22 protein-coding genes are annotated in these 20,873 nt (G+C 63.4%); 8 read left to right on the plus strand and 14 right to left on the minus strand.

What is annotated here, in order from left to right; genetic code table 11:
• Positions 1–4: 4 nt before the first annotated feature.
• The 6 genes from trbK-alt to LH19_RS05920 are packed head-to-tail and all read left to right on the plus strand — an operon-like array spanning position 5 to position 4,697.
• Positions 5–256 carry a putative entry exclusion protein TrbK-alt gene (gene trbK-alt / locus LH19_RS05895; protein ID WP_054725821.1) on the plus strand — a complete coding sequence of 84 codons (252 nt, stop codon included), beginning with the start codon at positions 5–7 and terminating at the stop codon, positions 254–256.
• On the plus strand, positions 253–1,557 hold the full coding sequence (gene trbL / locus LH19_RS05900; RefSeq protein ID WP_054725824.1) for a P-type conjugative transfer protein TrbL: 1,305 nt from the start codon (positions 253–255) through the stop codon (positions 1,555–1,557). The genes trbK-alt and trbL overlap by 4 nt, the downstream gene beginning before the upstream one ends.
• A gap of 5 nt (positions 1,558–1,562) precedes the next feature.
• Positions 1,563–2,246 carry a conjugal transfer protein TrbF gene (gene trbF, locus LH19_RS05905; protein WP_054725827.1) on the plus strand — a complete coding sequence of 228 codons (684 nt, stop codon included), beginning with the start codon at positions 1,563–1,565 and terminating at the stop codon, positions 2,244–2,246.
• The gene (gene trbG / locus LH19_RS05910; protein WP_054725830.1) at positions 2,243–3,259 is read left to right on the plus strand and encodes a P-type conjugative transfer protein TrbG; all 1,017 of its coding nucleotides are present in this window, start codon (positions 2,243–2,245) and stop codon (positions 3,257–3,259) included. Before trbF ends, trbG begins: the two co-directional genes overlap by 4 nt.
• On the plus strand, positions 3,256–4,479 hold the full coding sequence (locus LH19_RS05915) for a TrbI/VirB10 family protein (protein WP_054725833.1): 1,224 nt from the start codon (positions 3,256–3,258) through the stop codon (positions 4,477–4,479). Before trbG ends, LH19_RS05915 begins: the two co-directional genes overlap by 4 nt.
• Positions 4,476–4,697 (plus strand): DUF2274 domain-containing protein, encoded by a 222-nt coding sequence (locus LH19_RS05920; RefSeq protein ID WP_054725836.1) that lies wholly within the window; start codon positions 4,476–4,478, stop codon positions 4,695–4,697. The genes LH19_RS05915 and LH19_RS05920 overlap by 4 nt, the downstream gene beginning before the upstream one ends.
• A 15-nt stretch (positions 4,698–4,712) precedes the next feature.
• On the opposite strand, the gene LH19_RS05925 is transcribed toward LH19_RS05920, so the two are convergent.
• From LH19_RS05925 to LH19_RS05940, 5 genes are all read right to left on the minus strand, one after another.
• On the minus strand, positions 4,713–5,021 hold the full coding sequence (locus tag LH19_RS05925) for a hypothetical protein (protein WP_054725841.1): 309 nt from the start codon (positions 5,019–5,021) through the stop codon (positions 4,713–4,715).
• Positions 5,022–5,053: 32 nt separating this feature from the next.
• On the minus strand, positions 5,054–5,977 hold the full coding sequence (locus tag LH19_RS27800; protein ID WP_158514424.1) for a LysR family transcriptional regulator: 924 nt from the start codon (positions 5,975–5,977) through the stop codon (positions 5,054–5,056).
• A gap of 98 nt (positions 5,978–6,075) precedes the next feature.
• Positions 6,076–6,417 carry a Rap1a/Tai family immunity protein gene (locus LH19_RS29820; protein WP_224199557.1) on the minus strand — a complete coding sequence of 114 codons (342 nt, stop codon included), beginning with the start codon at positions 6,415–6,417 and terminating at the stop codon, positions 6,076–6,078.
• Positions 6,418–6,489: 72 nt separating this feature from the next.
• Positions 6,490–6,837, minus strand: a complete 348-nt coding sequence (locus LH19_RS05935) for a hypothetical protein (RefSeq protein WP_054725844.1) — start codon at positions 6,835–6,837, stop codon at positions 6,490–6,492.
• Between the two features lie 74 nt (positions 6,838–6,911).
• Complete coding sequence (locus LH19_RS05940) at positions 6,912–7,793, minus strand: DUF1259 domain-containing protein (protein ID WP_054725847.1); 882 nt, start codon at positions 7,791–7,793, stop codon at positions 6,912–6,914.
• A 259-nt stretch (positions 7,794–8,052) separates the two neighbouring features.
• Between LH19_RS05940 and LH19_RS05945 the strand changes: the two genes are divergently transcribed.
• Both LH19_RS05945 and LH19_RS05950 read left to right on the plus strand, forming a co-directional pair.
• Positions 8,053–8,721 carry a response regulator transcription factor gene (locus LH19_RS05945; protein WP_054733083.1) on the plus strand — a complete coding sequence of 223 codons (669 nt, stop codon included), beginning with the start codon at positions 8,053–8,055 and terminating at the stop codon, positions 8,719–8,721.
• Positions 8,702–10,102, plus strand: a complete 1,401-nt coding sequence (locus LH19_RS05950; protein ID WP_054725851.1) for a sensor histidine kinase — start codon at positions 8,702–8,704, stop codon at positions 10,100–10,102. Before LH19_RS05945 ends, LH19_RS05950 begins: the two co-directional genes overlap by 20 nt.
• A 63-nt stretch (positions 10,103–10,165) precedes the next feature.
• On the opposite strand, the gene LH19_RS05955 is transcribed toward LH19_RS05950, so the two are convergent.
• The 9 genes from LH19_RS05955 to LH19_RS05995 form a co-directional block, all read right to left on the minus strand.
• Entirely contained in the window at positions 10,166–11,281 is a 1,116-nt protein-coding gene (locus LH19_RS05955; protein WP_143712235.1) for a Cj0069 family protein, read from the minus strand.
• A gap of 14 nt (positions 11,282–11,295) precedes the next feature.
• Positions 11,296–11,967, minus strand: a complete 672-nt coding sequence (locus LH19_RS05960) for a superoxide dismutase (protein ID WP_153876138.1) — start codon at positions 11,965–11,967, stop codon at positions 11,296–11,298.
• 120 nt (positions 11,968–12,087) lie between these two features.
• Entirely contained in the window at positions 12,088–13,335 is a 1,248-nt protein-coding gene (gene chrA, locus LH19_RS05965; RefSeq protein ID WP_082395458.1) for a chromate efflux transporter, read from the minus strand.
• A gap of 71 nt (positions 13,336–13,406) precedes the next feature.
• Complete coding sequence (locus LH19_RS05970) at positions 13,407–14,360, minus strand: chromate resistance protein ChrB domain-containing protein (protein ID WP_054725861.1); 954 nt, start codon at positions 14,358–14,360, stop codon at positions 13,407–13,409.
• Positions 14,361–14,697: 337 nt separating this feature from the next.
• Positions 14,698–16,113, minus strand: a complete 1,416-nt coding sequence (locus tag LH19_RS05975; RefSeq protein WP_054725864.1) for an argonaute/piwi family protein — start codon at positions 16,111–16,113, stop codon at positions 14,698–14,700.
• Positions 16,110–17,843 (minus strand): SIR2 family protein, encoded by a 1,734-nt coding sequence (locus tag LH19_RS05980; RefSeq protein ID WP_054725867.1) that lies wholly within the window; start codon positions 17,841–17,843, stop codon positions 16,110–16,112. The genes LH19_RS05975 and LH19_RS05980 overlap by 4 nt, the downstream gene beginning before the upstream one ends.
• 144 nt (positions 17,844–17,987) lie before the next feature.
• Positions 17,988–18,602, minus strand: coding sequence for a hypothetical protein (locus tag LH19_RS05985; protein WP_054725869.1), 615 nt, complete (start codon positions 18,600–18,602; stop codon positions 17,988–17,990).
• Between the two features lie 3 nt (positions 18,603–18,605).
• The gene (locus LH19_RS05990) at positions 18,606–19,406 is read right to left on the minus strand and encodes a hypothetical protein (RefSeq protein WP_054725872.1); all 801 of its coding nucleotides are present in this window, start codon (positions 19,404–19,406) and stop codon (positions 18,606–18,608) included.
• Between the two features lie 138 nt (positions 19,407–19,544).
• Entirely contained in the window at positions 19,545–20,759 is a 1,215-nt protein-coding gene (locus LH19_RS05995) for an IS256-like element ISSpma2 family transposase (protein ID WP_006954973.1), read from the minus strand.
• Positions 20,760–20,873: the final 114 nt, after the last annotated feature.

Here is a 20,873-nt window from a genome sequence, read left to right on the forward strand (position 1 = left end):
GCCGATGTCGGCAGCCGTCAAGATCGCCGGCGTCGCCACGCTGGCAGGGCTCATGATGACGGTGGCGGTGATCGCCGCCGTCACCGAGCCGCGCGTGCCGGAGGCGGCCAACGCCGTGGCGGCACGCGCCGAGCGCGATCCCTTAGCGGCGGAACTCGCGCGTTGCCGCGCGCTCACCATGCCGGATTCCGGCTGCGAGGCGGCATGGGCGGCGCATCAACGCCGGTTCTTCGGCAGGGAAGGCAATCAGCGGTGAACGACACCGGCATCATCGACAACTTCCTACAGGTTTTCACGACCTACATCGACAGCGGGTTCGGACTGCTCGGCGGCGAGATCGCGTTCCTTTCGACCACGCTGATCGCCATCGACCTGACGATTGCCGGTCTGTTCTGGGCATGGGGCGCCGACGAGGACGTGCTTCAGCGCCTCATCAAAAAGACGCTCTACATCGGCGTCTTTGCCTTCATCATCGGCAATTTCTCGACACTGGCGACGATCGTGTTCCAGTCTTTCGCCGGGCTGGGCTTGAAGGCGACGGGCGATGCCATGAGCATCGCCGACTTCATGCGCCCCGGCTTCATCGCCGCGACCGGCTTGGATGCGGGTGAGCCGCTGGTCGTTGCTGCGGGCGAGCTGGTCGGTCCAATCTCATTCTTCACCAACTTCGTTCAGATCGTCGTGTTGCTGCTCGCTTGGGCGCTTGTCGTCATCGCCTTCTTCATCCTGGCGATCCAGATTTTCGTGACGCTGATCGAGTTCAAGCTGGTGACGCTCGCCGGCTTCGTGATGTTGCCGTTCGCCTTCTTCAGCAAGACCGCCTTCATGGCCGAGAAGGTGTTGGGCCATGTCGTCTCCACCGGCATCAAAGTTCTCGTGCTCGCCGTCATCACCGGCATCGGCACGACGTTGTTCAGTCAATTCACCGCCGCCGCTGGCCCAGAGCCCACGCTGGAGCAAGCGATGTCGATCGCGCTCGGCGCGCTGTCGCTGCTTGGCTTGGCGATCTTCGGCCCCGGCGTAGCGAACGGCATCGTCTCAGGCGGGCCGGCCCTCGGCGCGGGCGCAGCCGCCGGGACCGCGCTGGCCGCAAGCGGCGCGCTGGTTGGCGGTGCAGCCGCCGCACGCCTCGGCGCCGGCGCGGCTGCAAGCGCGATCGGCGGCGCGGCACGAGGGAGCGCCTTTGCTTCCGGCGCCGCCAGCAGCGCCTATGCGCTCGGCTCGGCAGGCAAGACCGGCGCAGCCGCCGTCGCGGGTGGCGCGGCCGGTGTCGGCCAAGCGGCGGCGGGTGCGGCGATTTCCCCGCTACGGAAAGCCGCCGCGTCCCTGAAAGACAGCTATCGCGCCGGCGGTCGCGCAGCAGTCACCGCGACGCGAGGCACGATTTCAGGAGGTGCTTCGCCATCGGCACCAGCCTCCGACGACAGGCCCGCTTGGGCATCGGCCATGAAGCGCCGCCAGACCATGACCCACGGCGCGACGATCGCCGCCCACACCCTACGTTCCGGCGACGGCGGGGGAAGCGGCTCGTCCGTCGATCTCCATCAGAAGGACTAGCTGCCATGTTCCGACGACCGACCATCCGCTACGGCCAGACCCCCGAACCGACCACGCCCTATCAGCGCGCCGCCCAAGCCTGGGACGACAGGATCGGTTCGGCGCGCGTGCAGGCGAAGAACTGGCGTCTCGCATTTTTCGGCACGCTCGCCCTTTCGGGCGGCCTGGCTGGCGGCCTCGTCTGGCAATCGGCCCGTGGCCATATCGTCCCTTGGGTGGTGCAGGTCGATCGGCTCGGCGAGGCGCAGGCGGTCGCGCCGGCCGAGGCCGGCTATCGCCCGACCGATCCGCAGATCGCGTTCCATCTCGCCCGCTTCATCGAGCAAGTCAGGAGCGTGCCGGCCGATCCGGTCATCGTTCGTCAGAACTGGCTTCGCGCCTATGACTTCACCACCGATCGGGGCGCGGTCGCGCTCAACGATTACGCTCGCGCCAACGACCCGTTCGCCAACGTCGGGCGGGTGCAGGTGGCGGTGGACGTATCAAGCGTCATCCGCGCGTCACCGGACAGCTTCCGCGTCGCCTGGACGGAGCGACGCTATCAGGACGGCAGCCTCGCCGCCACCGAACGCTGGTCGGCGATCCTCACCATCGTCGTGCAGCCGCCTCGCACGCCGGACGCACTCCGCAAGAATCCGCTCGGTGTGTTCGTCAATGCCCTCAACTGGTCAAAGGAGCTGTCGCAATGATCGGCATTCCCTTCCGGCGCGCCGTCACCGCCGCGCTGCTCGTTTCCGCCTCCGCGCTCGCCGGCTGTGCCACTACTTCCGCTCGGCCGCCCGCTATCGCATATGACGATCCACCGCGCGAAGTCGCCGCGACGCCGGCCGCCGAGCCGCCGCGCCCGGTGGAGATCGTTACGATTCCTGAACCGTTGCCGCTTCCCGGTCAGCTCAAGCCATTGCCGGATGCCCCTCGCGTGTCAGAGCCTGCCGATCCCCGTAGGCGCGTCGGCGATGCAAACGCCGCCGCGCGGGTGCAGCCGGCCCGTGACGGCTTCCTCAACGCCATCCAGCAATATCCCTGGACGGACGGCGCGCTCTATCAGATCTATACCGCGCCCGGCCAAGTGACGGACATCGCCTTACAGGAGGGCGAGCAGCTCGTTGGGCCGGGGCCGGTAGCAGCCGGCGACACCGTGCGCTGGATCATCGGCGATACTATCAGCGGCGGCGGGCCGGCAGCGCGAGTGCATATCCTCGTCAAACCGACGAGGCCGGACCTCGCCACCAACCTCGTCATCAACACCGATCGGCGCACCTATCATCTGGAGCTGCGCGCGACACCTGCGACCTACATGGCCTCAGTGTCGTGGACCTACCCGCAAGATCAGCTCATCGCGCTACGCGGCGGCAACATCGCCGCTGCGACGGTCGCGCCGGCCGCGACCGGCGTGGATGTGACTTCGCTCAATTTCCGTTATCGCATCGAGGGCGACCGCGCCCCGTGGCGTCCCATTCGTGCGTTCGACGACTCCCGGCAGGTGTTCATCGAGTTTCCGGCGGGGATCTCGCAGGGCGAGATGCCGCCGCTGTTCGTTACCGGCGCGGCCGGGGACGCCGAGCTAGTCAATTATCGCGTGCAGGGCCGCTACATGGTGGTGGACCGGCTGTTCGCCGCCGCCGAACTGCGCCTGGGCGATCGGCGCAATGAACAGCGCGTCCGCATCGTGCGCGACGACGGACGGGAGCGGCGGCCGTGAACGATCGCACCGACATTCCCTCCGCCGAGCCGGCCGCGCCGCAGCCCCTTCCCGCCGATCCAAAGCCATTCCAGCTTCGACGCGATCCGCCCCGCGTCATGCGTCTGTCCCGCAAGGCGCTGACAGTCATAGGCGTGGCCGCCGGCCTCGGTATCGGCGGCTCGCTGATCTACGCGCTCAAACCGGCTGGTGAACGGCAGGCGGAAGAACTCTACAACACCGAGAGCCGCGCCACGGCCGAGACCATCACCTCGGGACCGAGGGACTATGCTCAAGCGCCGCGCCTTGGGCCACCACTTCCCGGCGACCTCGGCGGCCCGATCGTGTCCGCCCAGCAGCGCGGCGAGAACGTGCCCGTGCCGCCGATCGGCACGCAGCCGGCCCAACCCAATCCGCGCGCGCAGGCCGAGGAGGCTGCGCGCCAGCGCGCCCAGCAGGAACGTGACGCTGCCCGAATGAGTGGCGTATTCCTCGGCGGCAACGCGGGCAACGCCGGAACGGCGCCGGCCCCGTCGCTGATCTTGCCCGACCAAGCCGCGCAGCTAACGCAGCAGGCGAGCGCAGCGCAGGGCGATCAAGCTGGCCGGCGCGCTTTCATGGCGCAAGCCTCGAACCAGCGAACGGTGAGCGCGGCGCGGCTGATCGCACCCCCGTCGCCCAACATCGTGCAGGCCGGAAGCATCATCCCGGCCGCGCTCATCACCGGGATCAGGTCCGATCTTCCCGGCCAGATAACGGCGCAGGTTACGCAGAACGTCTATGACAGCCCGACAGGCCGCATCTTGCTCATCCCGCAAGGTGCCCGGCTGATCGGCGAATACGACAGCGAGATCACCGCCGGGCAGACCCGTGTTCTCCTCGCCTGGGACCGGCTCATCATGCCGGACGGGCGCTCGATCGTTCTCGAGCGCCAGCCAGGCGCGGACGGCGCTGGGTTCGCCGGCCTACAGGATCGCGTGAATCAGCATTGGGGCAATCTGCTCAGGGCGGCGGCCGTCTCGACTCTGCTCGGCGTCGGCGCCGAGTTGGGCGCGGACAGCGAGGATGACTTGACCCGCGCGTTACGGCGCGGCTCGCAGGACACGATCAATCAGACCGGCCAGCAGATCGTTCGGCGGCAGCTCAACGTGCAGCCGACCCTTACCATCCGGCCGGGCCATCCGCTGCGCGTGGTCATCACCCGCGACCTAGTGCTCGAACCTTTGGGAGCGTCACGATGACGAAATTGAAGCTGGGGCCATTGGTGGACGATCGGCCTGTCAAACTGACGGTGGAGCTACCCGCCGGGGTCCACCGCGATCTTGTAGCCTACGCCGCCGCGCTCGCGGCGGAGACCGGCCAGCAACCTATGCCGCCTGAAAAGCTGGTGGCGCCTATGCTTGCGCGCTTCATGGACACCGACCGCGGCTTTCGTCGCCACCGCGCGCAAGGCAGTTAAGGGGTTCCCGGCTTCTCAGTTGCCGGTGAAACGCTTGAAGCGATCGCGGCTATCGGCCTCGATAACTGCCTGCTCGGCGTTGGCGCATTCATCACCGCGCACCGAACCGTCTCGACACGCTGCTACGATCTGCCGAGCCTCGTCGATATTGGCCGCAAAATACTGCGTCCCGCGCGCTGCGGTCGGCTGCGGCGCGGCCGGGGCCGGACTGACGGCGACGGCTGTTTGGCTAAGGGGGGCGATGACCGGCCGCAAGACAAAGCCGCCTGCGAAGCCGATGACCAAAGTGACAAGCACGATGATGATGGTCCTGCCTTGCGACATCAAAAATTTACTCCACCGACTGGCCGCCTAATTTACTGGAATCTTGGCGAGAAATCAAAAGAGAGCGCATAGCGGGCCTTGATAAATCCAAGAAAGCGCCGCAACGCTGGATTGCGATTGTCGTCTCGCCAGCAACCCGAGTATCCGGTCAGTGCCGGTCCTTGTTCGCCATGAATCGGCCGATAGACGACACTAGGATAGGTCGCTCCGGTCGATCCCTCGCAGACAATGGTAACACCCGAGTTGACGCCGAGGATGCTCAGCACGGTCTCACGGCTCGCCCGCGACATTCGGATGTCAGGCTTACCGCCCGAGATTGGAAGTCTGCCAAGCAACATGTCGCGGATTTCAGGGCCGGGATCGGCCGCGGGCAGAAGGAAGTGCTCGCCCCGAAGATCCGTCCAGTGAATTATGTCCCGTCTAGCCAACGGATGCGAGGCGGGCAACGCGGCTAGCATCCGCTCGCTCCATAGCGGCTCGCAGCGAAATCCGTTGTGGCTGGGCGTCCCCATCAGGATCGCTACGTCGATTTCGCCCGTGTCGAGCCCAGCGAGCAGAACGCTGCGATCAGCCTCGACGCATTCCAGTTCGACGTCAGGATGCGCCTCGCGCCAGCTAATGAGGGTCGCCCGGAGATTGCCGGCGGAGACCGAGCTATTGTACCCGAGCAATAGACCGCCAGCGCGGCCCTGGCCGGCTGCGAGCATCATGGTGACTAGCTTATCTGCCGTTGCCACCATTGGTCGCGCGCCACGAATGAACGCGGCTCCGGCCAGCGTCGTTTTGACCCCAGCCCGCGACCGCTCGAAGATAGACATTCCGATCGAGCGCTCCAACTTCGAGATGGAGCGACTGAGGGTCGATTGTTCAATATCAAGTGCCCGGGCGGCTCTGTAAAAACTACCATGGTCCGCCGCGGCGATAGCATAACAAAGCTGGCGGATTTCAAATGGCAAGCAGAACTCCTTACTCCGTTCGGTGATACCAGCTACCTGCCAGAAACAATTCCTATCTGAGCGCCGCTGTGGAGCGATTGGGATGATGCAACTTCTTCCTATCGTCGCGGCGCGCAAGGCCAAGCTTCAGCCAATGCTTGTTCGGCGCCAGCAACCATGTGAACGTCCATGAAGTAGCTGTTGTCTTCTGCCCAGCGCAGATAGGCTGAACGCAATCTATTCCGATCGTAACGCGGCGCCCCACACTCGCTACCCCGCGCCACTATCATCATGTCCAGCACGCCTTGAAGGTATGCGCCGCACGCTGGGTTGTTGGCGCGACAGCTTGCAACGAGTTCAGAGCCGTTTGTGTGAATCGGTTGTTCTTGCGCATAACTCGAAGCAGCGAGCACGACGGATGATACACACGCTCCGATGCAATAACCGACAGTCCTAAACATATTTGATCCTCGGATGGTGTTTTCAAAGAATGGGCCTTACCCCCATTCAGGCCCATTCAGACGACTGAGAGTTCAGTCGCCATCCTCATCGCTGTCGTTTTCATTCCCGAGGATTTGGCCTGTCGGCGTAACGAACAGCTCCACGTTCTTGCCAGCCTGATCCTTGCCTTCGATCTCGTAGAGCGTGCTGCCGTCCGCCTTTCTGGTTACCAGCTCGGCTTCGCGGACAGACGCGAGTCGTGTGCGCGCGGCGTTCATCGCGGCCACCGGCACCTGGTCGAGTGCGACTTCCTTCTCGCTATGCTCGCCGATAATGCGGTTCTCGTTCGCCTCATGGTTCTGCTGCGCCGCGAGCGCCACGCCTGCCACCGTCAACACAGCAGCGCTGGCTCCGATGACGAGAGTTCGTTTGCTAGCCATGTTCCGTTCCACTTCCTTCGGGGCCGGGGGATGAACGGGCGGCGGTCGCGGCCCGACTGGCCGTCGTCCGATTCTTAGTTTTTTCGATTGTTCATTGTGTCGAGTGCCGAGCGGAGACCGCGCGCCAGCTTTGCCGCGTCGTCATTGGCCCAGAAGTGCAGGAAGAACAGGCGCGGCTCGTCGTTCAACATATGGTTGTGAAGCGCTGTGACTTCGATGTCGTTCGCTCGAAGCGCTCGAAGGACGCGGTCTACTTCGCTCGCGATGAGGACGAAATCGCCCGTGATCGCCGCCTTGCCGCCGCCGGTGGGCTGAAAATTGATTGCGGTCGCAGTTCCCATTGATTGAGGCGTCACCATGCCGCCATCCATGAGCCGCTCCGCACGGGGAATACTGTATTGCAGAACGCCACCATTGACCCTGCCTTCGGCTCCCATCAGCTCGTCCAGAGCATCGGAGTTTAGATTGAGGCGAGACGGTGCTCCCGCTCCAAGAGACGGTGGAGAGATCGGTGTGCGGCTTGCGGAAATGGCTTGGCGCAGCGCCGCCGCCAGCCTTACCGGATCGCCATGCGCAGCTATGTGCATGTACATGGTGCCGGGCGCGGACCGCAGCAGGTGATTGTGGAGCGCGGTGATGGTGTATCCACCTTGCAAAAGGCGCGTCATCACAGGGTTCACTTCCTCGTGCGTGAGCACAAGATCGCCCATTACCATCACTTCGTCCCCCATAGGCTGAAACGCGGCCCAGGAGCCGAGCGCCAGCGAAGGCTCTATCGATACGCCATCCAGAACAACGCGCAGGTCGGAGCGAGGAAATCCGTAGCGACGAACTCCGTCCGGCTGCTCGACGCCGGGGCGTCCCAGCGCGGCGTCAACCTTCGCCCAGTCCGGTGCCGCCCAAGCAGGTGCGGCTAGTAGCAGCGTGGCCAACCCCGATAACAGCACCGTCCGCATAGTTTTGCTTCAACTCCTGATGCATAATGAGATCATGGTCGATGCCTCCTCGGGCACGCCAAAGCTGCGACACTCATGCATCGGCGCCGACCGCAAGGCACCTTGTAGATTCACAAGGTCCGCTGGCGGCATTCTGCACTAGAAGGCGATCGAACTCTTGTGCGAACGCAGCCGTCGGCAAACGACATTGGCGCACTGTCGGCACTGCTCGCACGCGGCTATGGTCGGCGCAAACAACAGAGGAGATGCCTCGGGCATTATGCGCCTACTACTGATCGAGGACGACGAGGACACGGGGAGCGCCGTTGTTGAAGCGCTGCGTGCTCGCGGTCACGCCGTCGATTGGGAGGACGACGGAAAAAGCGGACTTGATCGCGCCGTGAGCGGTGCTCACGCGTTGCTGATCGTTGACCGAATGCTGCCAGAGATGGATGGGCTATCGGTTGTCACCGAGCTGCGCCGTCGCCAAGTCGTAGCACCCGTGCTGATGCTCACGGCGCTAGGCTCCGTGGGCCAACGAGTCGAAGGTCTTGAAGGTGGAGCCGACGACTATCTTGTCAAACCGTTCGCGATCGCCGAACTGGTCGCGCGCGTTGAAGCGCTGCAGCGCCGGGCGGCCGGCCCGCCCAGCATCCTCTCGCTGGGCGATCTGACACTCGACCGTCTCGCTCGGACGGTGCGGAGAGGCAACACGCCCATCGAACTAATCCCACGCGAGTTCCAGCTTCTCGAACTACTGATGCTGAACTCGCCGGCCGTGCTTACGCGGTTGATGCTGCTGGAGACCGTGTGGAAGTTCCGTTTCGATCCTGGCAGGAACCTCGTCGAAAGCCACATCAGTCGGCTGCGGGCAAAGATCGATCGCGGTGACGATCCCCCCCTGATCCATACCGTGCGTGGGGAAGGCTATGCCGCTTGGAGTGATTAGCCGGCTGTTGCGCTCGACGGTGTCCCGTCTTGTTGCGCTCAACGCGCTGCTGCTCGTCATCAGCATGGTCGCCGGCGCGCTCGGCGGCTGGATCGCAACGCGCGGGGTGGTTGAGCGCGAGGCTCGAAATCGCATCGAGCTGGAGTCGCACGTGATCGCCCTCGAAGCGCAACGGGGAGGCCTTGATCGCGCACTGGAAATAATTCGAGCGAAGGCCGAGCGGCCGGGGTCGCCCGAGTATTATTTAGTTGGGCCAGATGGACGCACGCTGATCGGCGACATCCAAATTGTACCGCGAAAGGTCGGTTGGCACTTTATCGACCAGCCTCCGCCGCAACCCGGCGTCGAGGGCGTCCATCTGCTGGCGATGACGCGACGCCTTCCCGATGGATCCCTTCTCATCGTTGGAGAGGATATGGAGCGAAGCGAAGCAATCCGCGACGCTGTTTTCGGGGCCATTCTGACCGCTGGCGGAATCGCGTTGGTGTTCGGCATCATCGCAGGCCTCTTCGCCACGCGGCAGACGCTGCGCCAGATGAAGCGGATCAACGTTACCGTCCGAGCAGTCGAGCGTGGCGATCTCTCGGCGCGGACCGGCGCTCCGGTCGATGCGCGCACCGATCTTGATCAACTCGCGTTGGCCATCGACCGTATGCTCGATCGGATTGACACGCTGGTAGCCACGATCCGTCGCGTGTCGGCGGAGGTCGCCCACGACCTGCGCACGCCGCTCACGCGGGTGAGGCACTCTGTTGAATTGGCGTTGGCACAGCACGATGAAGAGCTCAGGTCTGCGGCGCTGGGTGAGGCGTTGGCCGGGCTGGACGAGGCGCTTCGGCTGTTCAGTGCGGTGCTGGATCTAGCGGAGATTGATGCCGGTAACGCGCGCGCGCGATTTCAGCCTATCGACCTGGCAGAGATCGTTGACCGGGTGGTGGATGCCTATCGTGCAGAGATCGAGGCTTCCGGCCGCAACATCTCTGTGAGCTTAGCGCGAGAAGCGCTGGTCGCCGGTGACGCCGACCTGCTGGCGCGTGCGCTCGCCAACCTGATTGAGAACGCGCTCAAATACTCCGGTGAGCACGCTCGTATCGATGTTTCGGTCACCGAGCAGGCCGACACGTTGACGATGGCGGTCGCCGACGACGGTCCCGGCGTATCCGATTGCGAGGTCTCCGAGATGCTGCGCCCGTTCGGGCGCTTGGACCGAGCGCGGCGTGCATCCGGCAACGGCCTTGGCCTCGCCATCGCCGACGCCGTTGCCCGACTGCACCGTGGAGCGCTGGCCTTTGCGCGGCTCCAGCCAGGGCTGGCGGTCGAAATCAGATTGCCGCGGGCACCGGCGGTGACGGCGGCTCGAATACTGGATCAAGTTGACTGAGCGTGACGAAAGGCGCTTCGCTGGTCCAGCGACCGACTAACGTATCCCGGAACGTGCGAACGTTTATGCCGGCGAAGCCGTAGTTCCTCGGCCGGCGACACGGCGTTCGTGCGCCGCGACCGCGCGACGGTATGCGGCATCCGCCACCTGTCGCACGGCGCTGGGCGGAAACGGCGCGACCGAACTGACGTTGATCTCGCACAAGACATAGCTGTCCGAGCCGCGATCGTCTTTCGGCCCGTAGAGGAAGTCCGCGTCCCACAGGAGCGGCAGCTCGTCATGCTCGATGGCGAGGATGTGCTGCAACCCGGGAATCCACGACTGTTCCATATCGTCTCTGAGCGACTGGAAAGCGCCGGCGTCGGCAGGCTGCATGACCCGCGGCCCCGGCTGCGCCTTCGGAGAATCGACCCCTTCCGCGGGTAGCGGCAATAGCGCGCGGATCAGTTGGTGGCCGAAACCGACGACCGTGCCCTCGCTCACATAGCAGCGGATCATGCCGTCCCCGAGCCGCGGTTGGAACGGTTGGTCGATGAGGCATTCGCCGCGCTCAAAATAGGGTGCGAACCGAGCGATCAGGGCATCGAGGGGGATCTTGAACGGAACGCTGTCCCGCGCGGCGTGAAGGACCGAAACGATCGGTTGGGCGCCACCCCCCCGGTCAGCAACTTCGACCCGCCACACGCCCCGGCCGCCATTGCTCCGATTTTCCTTGAGCACACGCGGCCCGGAAGCCAGGCGTTCAAGAAGCAGCGCGCGCAGTTCCTCCAGATCGGCGTAGCGGTGTGTGTCGGTGCCCCAACCCAGCGCCCGCGTGGCGTGAAGCACGCTTTTCACGCCCATTTTCGCGATGATATCGGGATGCGCGCTGATCGAGACGCCCGCCGCCGCGGCCTCGCGCAAAATCGGATCGAGCCTTGAGCGGTCACCGGCGTCGCTGATCGGGTCGGCCCAGACCATCACGCCATCGCACGTCAGCAGACGGTCGCGCGTTGTACCAGCCGTCTCGTCGGCATATCCAATCGCCTCGACCTCACCGCCCAACTCACGCAGCGCTGCCATGATCGGCCACTGGCGCGCGCTTTGCACGTCCAGAGGGCTGGTGGGGAGGTCGGTTCGCCACAACAGGCCGATCTTGGGGCAAGTGGTCAAGGCCGACTTCACTCGCCTCCCGTTCATCGCCGCTCTCCAACTCAGGCGCTGGCGGTGGCGATCGCCTGCGCATAACGGCGGTCGGTCGCTTCCCAGTCGAGGTTCTTGAACCACGCGTCGATATACCTGGCGGCTTGGGTGCCGTAGTCCATGTGAAAGCTGTGTTCATACATATCGAGCGCGAGCAGCGGTATGCCGGCCGCAGCGCCGTGCATGTGATCCCAAGCCCAATGATTGTTGAGCGAGCGCGTGTGGACGTTGTAAGCGAGGATTGTCCAGCCAGAGCCGCCCGCAAGGCTCATGCCGGTGCGGCGGAATTCCGCCTCCCATGTCGCGAACGAGCCGAAGGCGGCGTCAATGGCGTCGCGGACCGAACCGGCCGCCCGGCCGTCGCCGCCCAACCCGTCGAAGTAGATTTCATGCAGCACCACCGAGCCGGTACGGTGCAGTTCCTCGCGTTTGAGGCCGCCGTAGATGGCAGGCGGCGCTTCGGTATCGGCGAGCGCGGCGGCCAGCCGTGGCCGCAATGCGTTCAGCGTCTTGACCGAGCCGGCATAGTTGTTCTCGTGGTGCGACGTGATCAATCGCTCGGACAAGCCCTCAAGCCTGGCCGGATCGAACTTGAGCGGCTTGATTTGATGGTTGCCGGCAAAGGCGGGGACGGTCGACGGCGTGGCGACCGGCGTCCGGGCGGAGGCTTCGTTGATCGTCATGGCGGCGGCTCCTATGCCTAGGGTTGCGATTGCACTGCGTCGGGAGAGATTGTCGATCGTCACATTCGGTCCTTTCCAATATGATTGATTAGGCTGCGTAAGAGTGACGGTGCGTCGCGATCATCCGAACAGGACGAGGCCCGCCCCCGCCGCGGCGAGAACAACCCACAGGATCGTCGTTTTGGCCTTGAACACGTAAAGGAGCGCGAGGGCGACGGCGAAGATCGCGAGCGGGATCACCACGCCGGGCACGTTCACGAGAGTCTTTTGCCCTAGTTCCAGCGTCGTGGCGGCGATCAGCCCGACGACCGCTGCTGATATTCCCTCTAGGAAGGTCTTGATCTTTTCGTTGTCCACCAGCCGTTCAAGCTGGTCATGAAAGAACAGAGAAAAGCTGAATGCCGGCAGGAAGATGCCGATCGTCATCACGATCGCTCCGAGTGGGCCGCCGCCGAAATATCCGATGAACGTCGAGAAGATGATCAGGGGTGCCGGCAGAATCCCCGATAGGGCGAGCCCGTCGAGGAACTGCGCATCCGTCATCCATCCATTGCCAACCGCATCGGCACGCAGGAACGGGATGACTGTGTAGGCCCCGCCAAAGGTGAGGAGCCCGGCCTTGAGGCCCGAGATGAAAAGATCCAGCAGCGACGGTTCTTGGTTTGCGACGGGTTGCGCCGAGACCGCATCTCCACCAACCGGACCGGCGAAAGTGACCCAGGCGAAGTAGAGCCCGAGCCCGACGAGCACGGCCATGAGCAGGCCGGCCGTCACCCGCTGACGGCGCGTCGCGAACATATAGACGAGGCCCGCGATCGGCAGGGTGAGCCAGAACGGCGTGCCGACGAGGGCCGCTAGGCCGGCGACGCCCGCGATACCCCAAAGCCAGCGGTCGAGCAGGATGTGACCGCCAATCCGGTGCACGGCGCGCACGATCAGGGCGATGACGGCCGGTTGCACTCCGAGAAATGCCGCGGTTGCGGCGGCAGTCTGCATGATCCCGGTGGAGAGATACAGCCAGGACAGCGCGAACATTAGGACAAAGCCCGGCATCATGAATCCCAGGCCTGCAAGAAGACCGCCGAGCTTTCCTTTAGGAAGCGTGCCGAAGAAGACGCATAGCTCGTGAGCCTCCGGACCGGGGAGCACCTGATACACGGCTAGGATGCGGTTGAACCTGGCACTTGAGACCCAGTGTTCCTCGTCGACCAACTCGCGGCGGATCATGGCGATTTGGGCGATCGGGCCACCCCATGCCAGGAAACCGAACCGCAAGAACTTGGCGAAGATCTGTGCATACGAAAGCTGCGGCAAAATGCCTTGACCTTCCGCAGAACCTACAGCCTCGCTCGGTACATTTGTCTGCATTCACCACGTTCCTCAAGCTATAACAGTCATCTCTCGGCCGAGGGCCGAGTGCCTTGCGCTGACTCCCGACTTCACGGGTTTTGCCGGGTGAAGTAGGCGTAGAAGCCATCGAGCGCGTCGCCGGCACCGGCGATGCGCTGGAGATCGTCATCGAACGTCGCGCACACGCCTGACAGCATCGCGCTGAGTCCCGGCGTTTCCGGCCGCTCAAACTTGTCGTCGCCGATGTCGAGGTCGTGGATGATCTCCCCGATCGCGGCTAATCCCGGATCGCCGTCCAGCTCGGCGCGTAGCAGCAGGGTCTCGAAGCTGCACCGATCGCCCTCATGGGTGAACTCGGCATCGGTCATATCGAAGCGCAGCTCGCCGGCATCGGACGTGTAGCTCCTGCCATCGACGAACTTGAAGCTCGCGTGGGGGTCGATGAATCGTCGGATCAGCCAAGCGCAGGCGATGCGATCGACGTGGACGCCGCGCCGCGTCACCCAGACGCGATGCTTGAGGTCAGCGGGCGACACCGCAGCCGCTTCGCCTGTGCGGCCGACGTCGGGATGGGCGTAACGCTTCTCGTCCAAATCCCGCAGCGCCGCCTCGGCACCTTGACGACCGTGCGCGCCAAAGAAGTCGAGCCGGACAATCTCAGAAAGCCGTCGCTGGAGTTTTGAGATCTCGGTCCCCGACGCCGGCCCAGTGTCGAGCAACTGCCGTGCGGCTTGGGCCAGCTCGTCATAATCGGCATCCCGCGCAGCGTCGAAAAGCTGGCGGAGCTCAACGTCGCTCTGGCCTTCGATCATCTGCGCGTCGATCAGCACCGCCTCGCCGCCGCTGGTCGTGATCTCTGCCAGCAGGTCGCGAAATGCGGTTTCGTTCTCCTCGCGACGGGGGAGCACATGAACAGCGTTCTTGAGCGGCACTGCGCCAATCGCCTGCAAGCGGCGCCAGATTTTCACACGCAGATAGGGCGGCTTCGCAGGGATTTGGTGCAGCAATGCTAGCCAATGCTCGGAGTCTTGCGAAGCGTCCATAACGCATATGTATCATTTCCGATGTTGAAATGAAACACGTATATCTCCATCCTGCAACGGTTCAGGAAGGGTGCGGATTGCGGGCGAAGCGCAAGCGACGTTCGACGGCGACGATCGCTGGCTCGTTTCGGTGTTTGGCGGCGCTACGGTAGTAGGAACAACGGGATGTATTCGTTATGTTTATCCTGCACGGGGCACCAAATTCCGCCGCCGGCCGCCGTTTGTGCGCGTCAGCCGCACAGGCTACGATCAGCGAAAACTCAGTGTTAACACGATCGTAGGCACGGCGGCCATCGACGGCAAAAAGTTCGAATCCTGTGGGTGCAACGAACTTTCACTACATGAAGAATCGGAATTGGTAGGGTGTGCTGCCTAGATTCGTCATGCGCTTGAGGACGCGCGCCAGCACCTTCGCATAACTCATCGTTACGGGTAGCGGATCATACAGCCCGTCATTGTTCCAGTTCATCTTCGACAAGGCGAGCGCCGCGCGGGCGCTGTCGTCCCACGTGCCGTGCCCGGCATGGCGGACAAGTCGGATCGGACGCGGCGTGCCGCGCTGACCCTGAAAATAGGTTTTCGGTCCCAAAGTCTCCACGGCACCGTGCATCCACAGGAGTGCCTCGCGCTCGCCAAGCCCGATCAGTGAGCCACGCTTAATTGGAAACGCCGCCGCCTTACCTCCCGAATTGGCTTGGTCGCGTTCCCAACGCGCGCCGCGCCAGCCCACATCCTCGACCACCTGAATCAAATCGACCGCCTCGCACAGCGGTAGTGCCTCGAAGCAGCCGAGCACTTCTGCGTCTTTGAACTCGGTCGATTTGTGGACCATGACCCGGCGCGGCGAGCGTCCGCCATGCCGGTGACGATACAGCGTCATCGACCGCGTGATGACACGGAACATCTCAGCCTGCGATAAAAAGGGATTATCGCGTTGCACCTGCACGTCGGCGGTATCGTAGGCGATAAACTCCAAGCCGGCGCCCTCCGCGTCGAACACCTGGCTGCAACAAGTCACAAATCGCGGTTTGTCGGCACCGTTCGACCGCACCGCATAGGAAATGCCGACATAGGCTGTTTCTGGGTCCGCGTCGGCTAGCTTCCAGGGAACGCCGCCGGCCTTGGCATACAGCGCCAGCCCGACTCGCCACATCACGCTCGCACGGCAGCGATAAGCGAGCGCCTTGTCTTCGCGCACGATCTGGATCGGCATCCCGCGCGCGGCCGTATAGGCTTTGAGATGATCGTGGAGATCGAAATCGTCCCCCGCGCCGTAGAAGCCACGCTCCCACCGCTGCGGTAGGTAGATGAACAAGACATCGAAGTCGCTGCGGAACGCCTCAAGGGGCTGGATCGCACGAACGAGCTGTTCGGCGAGCAACACGTGCGGCATCGCCGATTGTGCCATCTCGCTCTCAAACGATCCGTCCAGCTCGACACGGCATTTCTTGGTTGCCGCCGTCACGCGCATGTCGAACACGGTATTGAAGCCCGGCCAATCCGGCAGATAGTCGGTTCGCTCGACCGGGCGCACGCTCTGGCTCAGCTCACGCATGAATGCGAACAGTCGCTCGGACTCGCCCTTCGGGGCCAGCGTCGCTACCCGGATCGGCGATTGCACCAATCCGCGCGAATGGGGGCCGAACCGCTTGAGCCCGCGCAGCGGATGAATGTCCCGCTCGCTCGTTCGCTCGGGATGGAACACCAGCTCGGGTTCGGGATACCATATGGTCGGGGCGATCTCGCTCGTCATGGCTGCACCAGCTTGGAGAAGGCCGTGTTCTTCCCGACTGCGAAGCGAGCATCGATCCCGTCGCCAATCGACAGCGCCAGAAGCGCTTCGCCGGCAAGGCGCTTTGCCCAAAAATCGATAAGCCGATCGAGATCACGATTATAGCGCTTCACCGTCCGTTCGCGCGCGAAGTCGGCGGTGATCGCTTTGGTCGCGTCCGTGACACCCTCAAACACGATCTTTGGATCAAGCAGCAGCCAAAGACCGTCGTCTGCCCAGTCAAGCCGGACCCCGACCCCCTCGTGCCATTTCAGGTCAGGGTGTTTGGGCACGGTGCCAGTCGTCTGATGAGTTATCGCGCGAAGCCCATCCCATGCGCTGTCGGCGGGATCTACTGGCACGAGCAAATCAGCGCTGCGGCGGCGGATCGCACGAACATTCTTGGCGGCACACAGCGCCTCTACCAAGGCATCGCGTAGCAGGCCGCGTTCGCCGGACTCATAGCGCAGGCGCCGCTTCTCGAAGGTGGCCAGATCGAACGCAGTGATTCCGAACGGGTCGAACACTCGACGGAACTCGGCATCGCTGCCGAAACCGAGCACGCCCGCTTGCGTGCGCGTCACGATCAGGCGCGCGTTCGCCTCGGCGACCGCCGAACGCGCCGCTGCGACACCCTCGATCGTGCATACCAGCTTGCGGCAATTGGCCGGGATGGTGACGGCAAGCCCGTTGAGCCGAATGAGGGGCCAGCCCCGCTGGCCCGAGGGCTCGGGAGCGCCCGACACGCGCGACCGTCCTGTTGCCAGCGCGTTGAGAGCGGATGTGTCGAGCGCGGGCAGCAGCCGCACGAGATCACGTAATATCTCATCGAAGCTCTCAATCCGCACCAGCCCGCACTCAACGCCCGCGTCGCTGGCGCGCTGGAGAAGTCGGATGACCCGCCCGAGCGGTGGATCGCTACCGCGATGCAGCCAGAACAGTCCGCCAGGATAACCGCCCGGCTGATTGAGCGCCGTTTCAAGCGCGTCCATCACTGAATCGTCGCGTCCGCTGTAGCCGGCGACTACGAGGCCGGATCGTCGGCAGGCATCCACGAGCTGCTGACGAAGCGCCGCATCCTGCTGGCGCAGCTCATCGGTCGTGTTCTTAAGCCGACGCGAGCGGAAATCGCCGTGCAGCTTCACTGCGATGGGCCATTTTTGCGCGCCGATCAATTGCCCCGCCAGTTCCGGAGCGTCGAGTGCAACGACGCTCAACGTGCCCGTTGTGCCATACGTTCTCGCGCAGGCATCTTCGATCAAGTGGTCGAAATTGGTCGTCCAGACGAGCTGAGTGTGGCCCGCTTTTAGAAGCGAGGCGAGGGCAAGATGGCCATAGGCCAGCTTCGCGCCGCTAATCATGCCTTGAATAAAAGTCGTGCGATCGCGCTCCACCGGGTAGGTTGCTTCGAAGAGCGCCGCGTATTCATCCGGTGAACCCGGCGACGGTAGTCGCTCGGAACTCGCAATGTGCGAGTCTAACAGCGCGCGGATCGCAGGATTACCGAGATCGGCGACACTCTGCGGCGACGCCTTGCGTTGGGCAACGAACAACGTTTGCTTGAATTGCCAGATCATATCCCAAGCGCTGGGGATGCCGGCTGAAACCGACGCACCCGCGCCAAGGAGCCACATTAATTGGCCGGGGCGCAGCGCGAAGCGCCGCACAAAGTCATCGCTCGATAGCTCGCTCGGGCTCGTTATGCTCTCCATCCGCCCATGCCTAACCGATCCACAAGCCTTCGCCAGCAGATTTTGTTCTCTAATGGTTCTCTAGGCTCAACCTTGTGATCGGCAGGTGCGGGAAGCGACGCCACCGTTGTAAGCGCCTGGGCTTCCGAGCAGCCGTAGCGCAGGTCATTCGGGGGGTGGTGGCAGCAGAGGAGGCGCCTCGTAGGCTTCTAGCTGCCACGGCCCCTGGTAGTTCTCAATGATGCCTTCGGTCGGCACGGGCATGCCGGCAATGAGCGCGATCTGCCCGAGACACCGGCTCAGGTGTCCGCGTAAGATTTCGAGGCCGTCGAAATAGGCTTGGCGCACGTCCGGCGGTCGATGAAACTCGCCGAAACGTGGATGCGGGGGCGCATCCTTGTCGCGCCGCAACAGCTCCTCGTAAGTCATAAACTGTCGAATACCAGTCGCCATCGCATCGAGCAGAAGGAACAGCGGTCCGTCCTGCAACTCGGCGAGTTCCACCTCTTTGTCGACGATCAACTGGCGGATTTCCTTGAGCGAAGTGAGAGCTCTCTCGATGCAATCGTCGCAACATTCCCACGCAGATAGGACGCGCCGATCGCGCAAACGGAGGACGATCTCGCGCGCCACACGGCGCTCGCGATCTTTAGGGCTGACCGCAATGCTGATGAAAGGCAAGTTCAAGGTGACGTCACCTATCCGGCCAGCGACTTGGCGGCGAGCGCGGGCGAGGAGATCGGTCAGATCGAACTTGAAGGGGATATCGCCACTTCGCACGGCTCAGGCCTCGCCCGGCAGGGTAATTGATGCAGCGAGAGCCGCCCCAATGGGCCCCGATCGGCGTTCGAGGAAATAGCGGACGCGATCGTCATTGCTGTCATCGAACTGCTGTCCAACCTGACAGGTCAGCAGCAGATCGGCAGCCCAGGTTTCGAGCGGCCAATCCCGCCCGACGCAGGCGGATTTCAGCAGGCTGAAGGTGGGAGATTGGCCGTCATTGAGTTCGACAAGAGCGCGGTGGAGGTTGTCGGCATCGACCACCCGATTTCCGACCGGCATGTCGCCAACGCGGATTCGTTTTCGCAGGGGGTAGGTAACTGCGTAGGGAAGCTCAGGCGGTGCGTAGAGCAGGTAGAAGACGGCCTTGCCGAAATCCCGATTGAGCGTGTCGATCAGTTCGACCTGTCGGTGTCCAGCCTGAATTGCGGCGAAGGTGCAGGTTTCGTCGAAGCTGTAGGTTCGGTGGAGTGCGGCGGCTGCTTGCTGCCCATCGCGGCGGATGAACGCATTCATGCCATGAAGGAAACCAATTTCATCTTCGTCTTCGACATCATGGTTAGTCGGAAAGAGACGTTTGGATTGGAGCAGGCCAATCTTCTTCGCCACCAGCTTGTCTTGTCGATAGACGAAGACGAGGATCGCAATATCCGCCGTTTCCCAACGCCGGCGTTGCGGAAAATCCCAATCCCAATGGGGAGCGCCTAGGCGCCGCAAACCACCGATGTTGTGAGTATCCATGCGGATGATCGCGCCCGAAGGCAGGAGCGTCGGCGCACTGTTGGGGATCAGCGCTTCAATCAATCCGTCATCGAGCGATGTCTCGCGGATATTGGGGAGATTGGCCAGGCGCTCACATACGTGGCGGTTTGCGTCCGCGAAGACGCCACGGGGTCGCGTCCGTCAAGGTGGTGTAATTTCGGCTGTGGCCGTGGGCCATCGTCAGGCGGCTTTGGCGGTGATGTGTAGGGGCTGATTTTCCTCCTCGATCATGGGTTGGTTGAGTTCGGCCATGCCTTCGATCTGCATGTATCGGTGCTGGAGCTGCCACTCGTCGTTCTGCTCCATCAGCACAGCCCCGACGAGGCGGATGATGCTGTCTTCGTTCGGGAAGATTCCGACGACGTCGGCGCGGCGCTTGACCTCCTTGTTGAGCCGCTCGAGCGGATTGGTTGAGTGTAACTTCGTGCGGTGCTGGGTGGGAAAGCCGGTGTAGGCGAGCACGTCGGTTTCGGCCTCGTCCATGCAGGCGCCGAGCTTGGGCCAACGGGTGCGCAACTGGTCGGCGACCTGTCGCCAGACCTGCGTTGCGCTTTTCTGATCGGGCTGCAGGAAGACCTGGCGGATCGCGGCGGCGACGACAGTGTTCTGGCCCTTGGGCACATAGGACAGGGCATTGCGCATGAAGTGCACCCGGCAGCGCTGCCAGGTGGCGCCCATGACGCGGGTGATCGCGCCCTTGAGGCCCTCGTGAGCATCGGAGATGACCAGCTTCACGCCGGTAAGACCGCGCCGAACAAGGTCCTTCAGGAAGTCGGACCAGAAGACCTCCGCTTCCGAGGGGCCGATATGCAGGCCGACGATCTCGCGCCGGCCCTCGGTGTTGACGGCCATGGCGATTATTGCGGCAACGCTGATGATCCGCCCGCCTTCGCGTACCTTGAGATAGGTGGCATCGAGCCAGAGATACGGCCATTCGCCGGTGAGCGGGCGTTTCAGAAAGGCATGGACGCGCTCGTCAATGTCCTTGCAAAGCTTGGAGACGGTGGACTTGGAGATGCCGGTCATGCCCATGGCCTGGACGAGTTCATCGACCCGCCGGGTGCTGACCCCGCCGATCCACGCTTCCTGGATCACCGCAACCAGCGCTTTCTCGACCATCTTGCGGGGCTCAAGGAAGCCCGGAAAGTAGGACCCAGCACGCAGCTTGGGGATTTTCAGGTTCAGCGTGCCTACCCGGGTATCCAGCGAACGGTCGCGATAGCCGTTGCGCCAGGTCGCGCGCTCGCTGCTGCGTTCGTGGCGACCCGCGCCGATCAGGCCATCAACGTCGGCCTCCATGATCAGCTGCAGCACGTTCTCGGCGATGGTGCGCAAAAAATCCGGTTGGCCGCCCTTCGCAGCAAGCTCTTCGATCAGTAATCTGTCCTCGGTCATCGGGAACTCCTCTTCGTCACGGTTGAAGTGTGCAAACTCCACCATAACGATGAACCCGGTGGCCACCAGCGACGCCGCATTCCGGGGTGGGGCATGCCCCACCCCGGAATACAC

It is taken from the genome of Sphingopyxis macrogoltabida (assembly GCF_001314325.1).
GTDB classification, from domain to species: Bacteria; Pseudomonadota; Alphaproteobacteria; order Sphingomonadales; family Sphingomonadaceae; genus Sphingopyxis; species Sphingopyxis macrogoltabida.

Bases quoted from the DNA above. Each gene is read 5' to 3' on its own strand.
- trbK-alt (WP_054725821.1), top strand. From the start codon at position 5: ATGTCGGCAGCCGTCAAGATCGCCGGCGTCGCCACGCTGGCAGGGCTC.
- trbF (WP_054725827.1), top strand. From the start codon at position 1,563: ATGTTCCGACGACCGACCATCCGCTACGGCCAGACCCCCGAACCGACC.
- trbG (WP_054725830.1), top strand. From the start codon at position 2,243: ATGATCGGCATTCCCTTCCGGCGCGCCGTCACCGCCGCGCTGCTCGTT.
- LH19_RS05920 (WP_054725836.1), top strand. From the start codon at position 4,476: ATGACGAAATTGAAGCTGGGGCCATTGGTGGACGATCGGCCTGTCAAA.
- LH19_RS05925 (WP_054725841.1), bottom strand. From the start codon at position 5,021: ATGTCGCAAGGCAGGACCATCATCATCGTGCTTGTCACTTTGGTCATC.
- LH19_RS29820 (WP_224199557.1), bottom strand. From the start codon at position 6,417: ATGTTTAGGACTGTCGGTTATTGCATCGGAGCGTGTGTATCATCCGTC.
- LH19_RS05935 (WP_054725844.1), bottom strand. From the start codon at position 6,837: ATGGCTAGCAAACGAACTCTCGTCATCGGAGCCAGCGCTGCTGTGTTG.
- LH19_RS05940 (WP_054725847.1), bottom strand. From the start codon at position 7,793: ATGCGGACGGTGCTGTTATCGGGGTTGGCCACGCTGCTACTAGCCGCA.
- LH19_RS05945 (WP_054733083.1), top strand. From the start codon at position 8,053: ATGCGCCTACTACTGATCGAGGACGACGAGGACACGGGGAGCGCCGTT.
- LH19_RS05950 (WP_054725851.1), top strand. From the start codon at position 8,702: ATGCCGCTTGGAGTGATTAGCCGGCTGTTGCGCTCGACGGTGTCCCGT.
- LH19_RS05955 (WP_143712235.1), bottom strand. From the start codon at position 11,281: ATGAACGGGAGGCGAGTGAAGTCGGCCTTGACCACTTGCCCCAAGATC.
- LH19_RS05960 (WP_153876138.1), bottom strand. From the start codon at position 11,967: ATGACGATCAACGAAGCCTCCGCCCGGACGCCGGTCGCCACGCCGTCG.
- chrA (WP_082395458.1), bottom strand. From the start codon at position 13,335: ATGCAGACAAATGTACCGAGCGAGGCTGTAGGTTCTGCGGAAGGTCAA.
- LH19_RS05970 (WP_054725861.1), bottom strand. From the start codon at position 14,360: ATGGACGCTTCGCAAGACTCCGAGCATTGGCTAGCATTGCTGCACCAA.
- LH19_RS05975 (WP_054725864.1), bottom strand. From the start codon at position 16,113: ATGACGAGCGAGATCGCCCCGACCATATGGTATCCCGAACCCGAGCTG.
- LH19_RS05980 (WP_054725867.1), bottom strand. From the start codon at position 17,843: ATGGAGAGCATAACGAGCCCGAGCGAGCTATCGAGCGATGACTTTGTG.
- LH19_RS05995 (WP_006954973.1), bottom strand. From the start codon at position 20,759: ATGACCGAGGACAGATTACTGATCGAAGAGCTTGCTGCGAAGGGCGGC.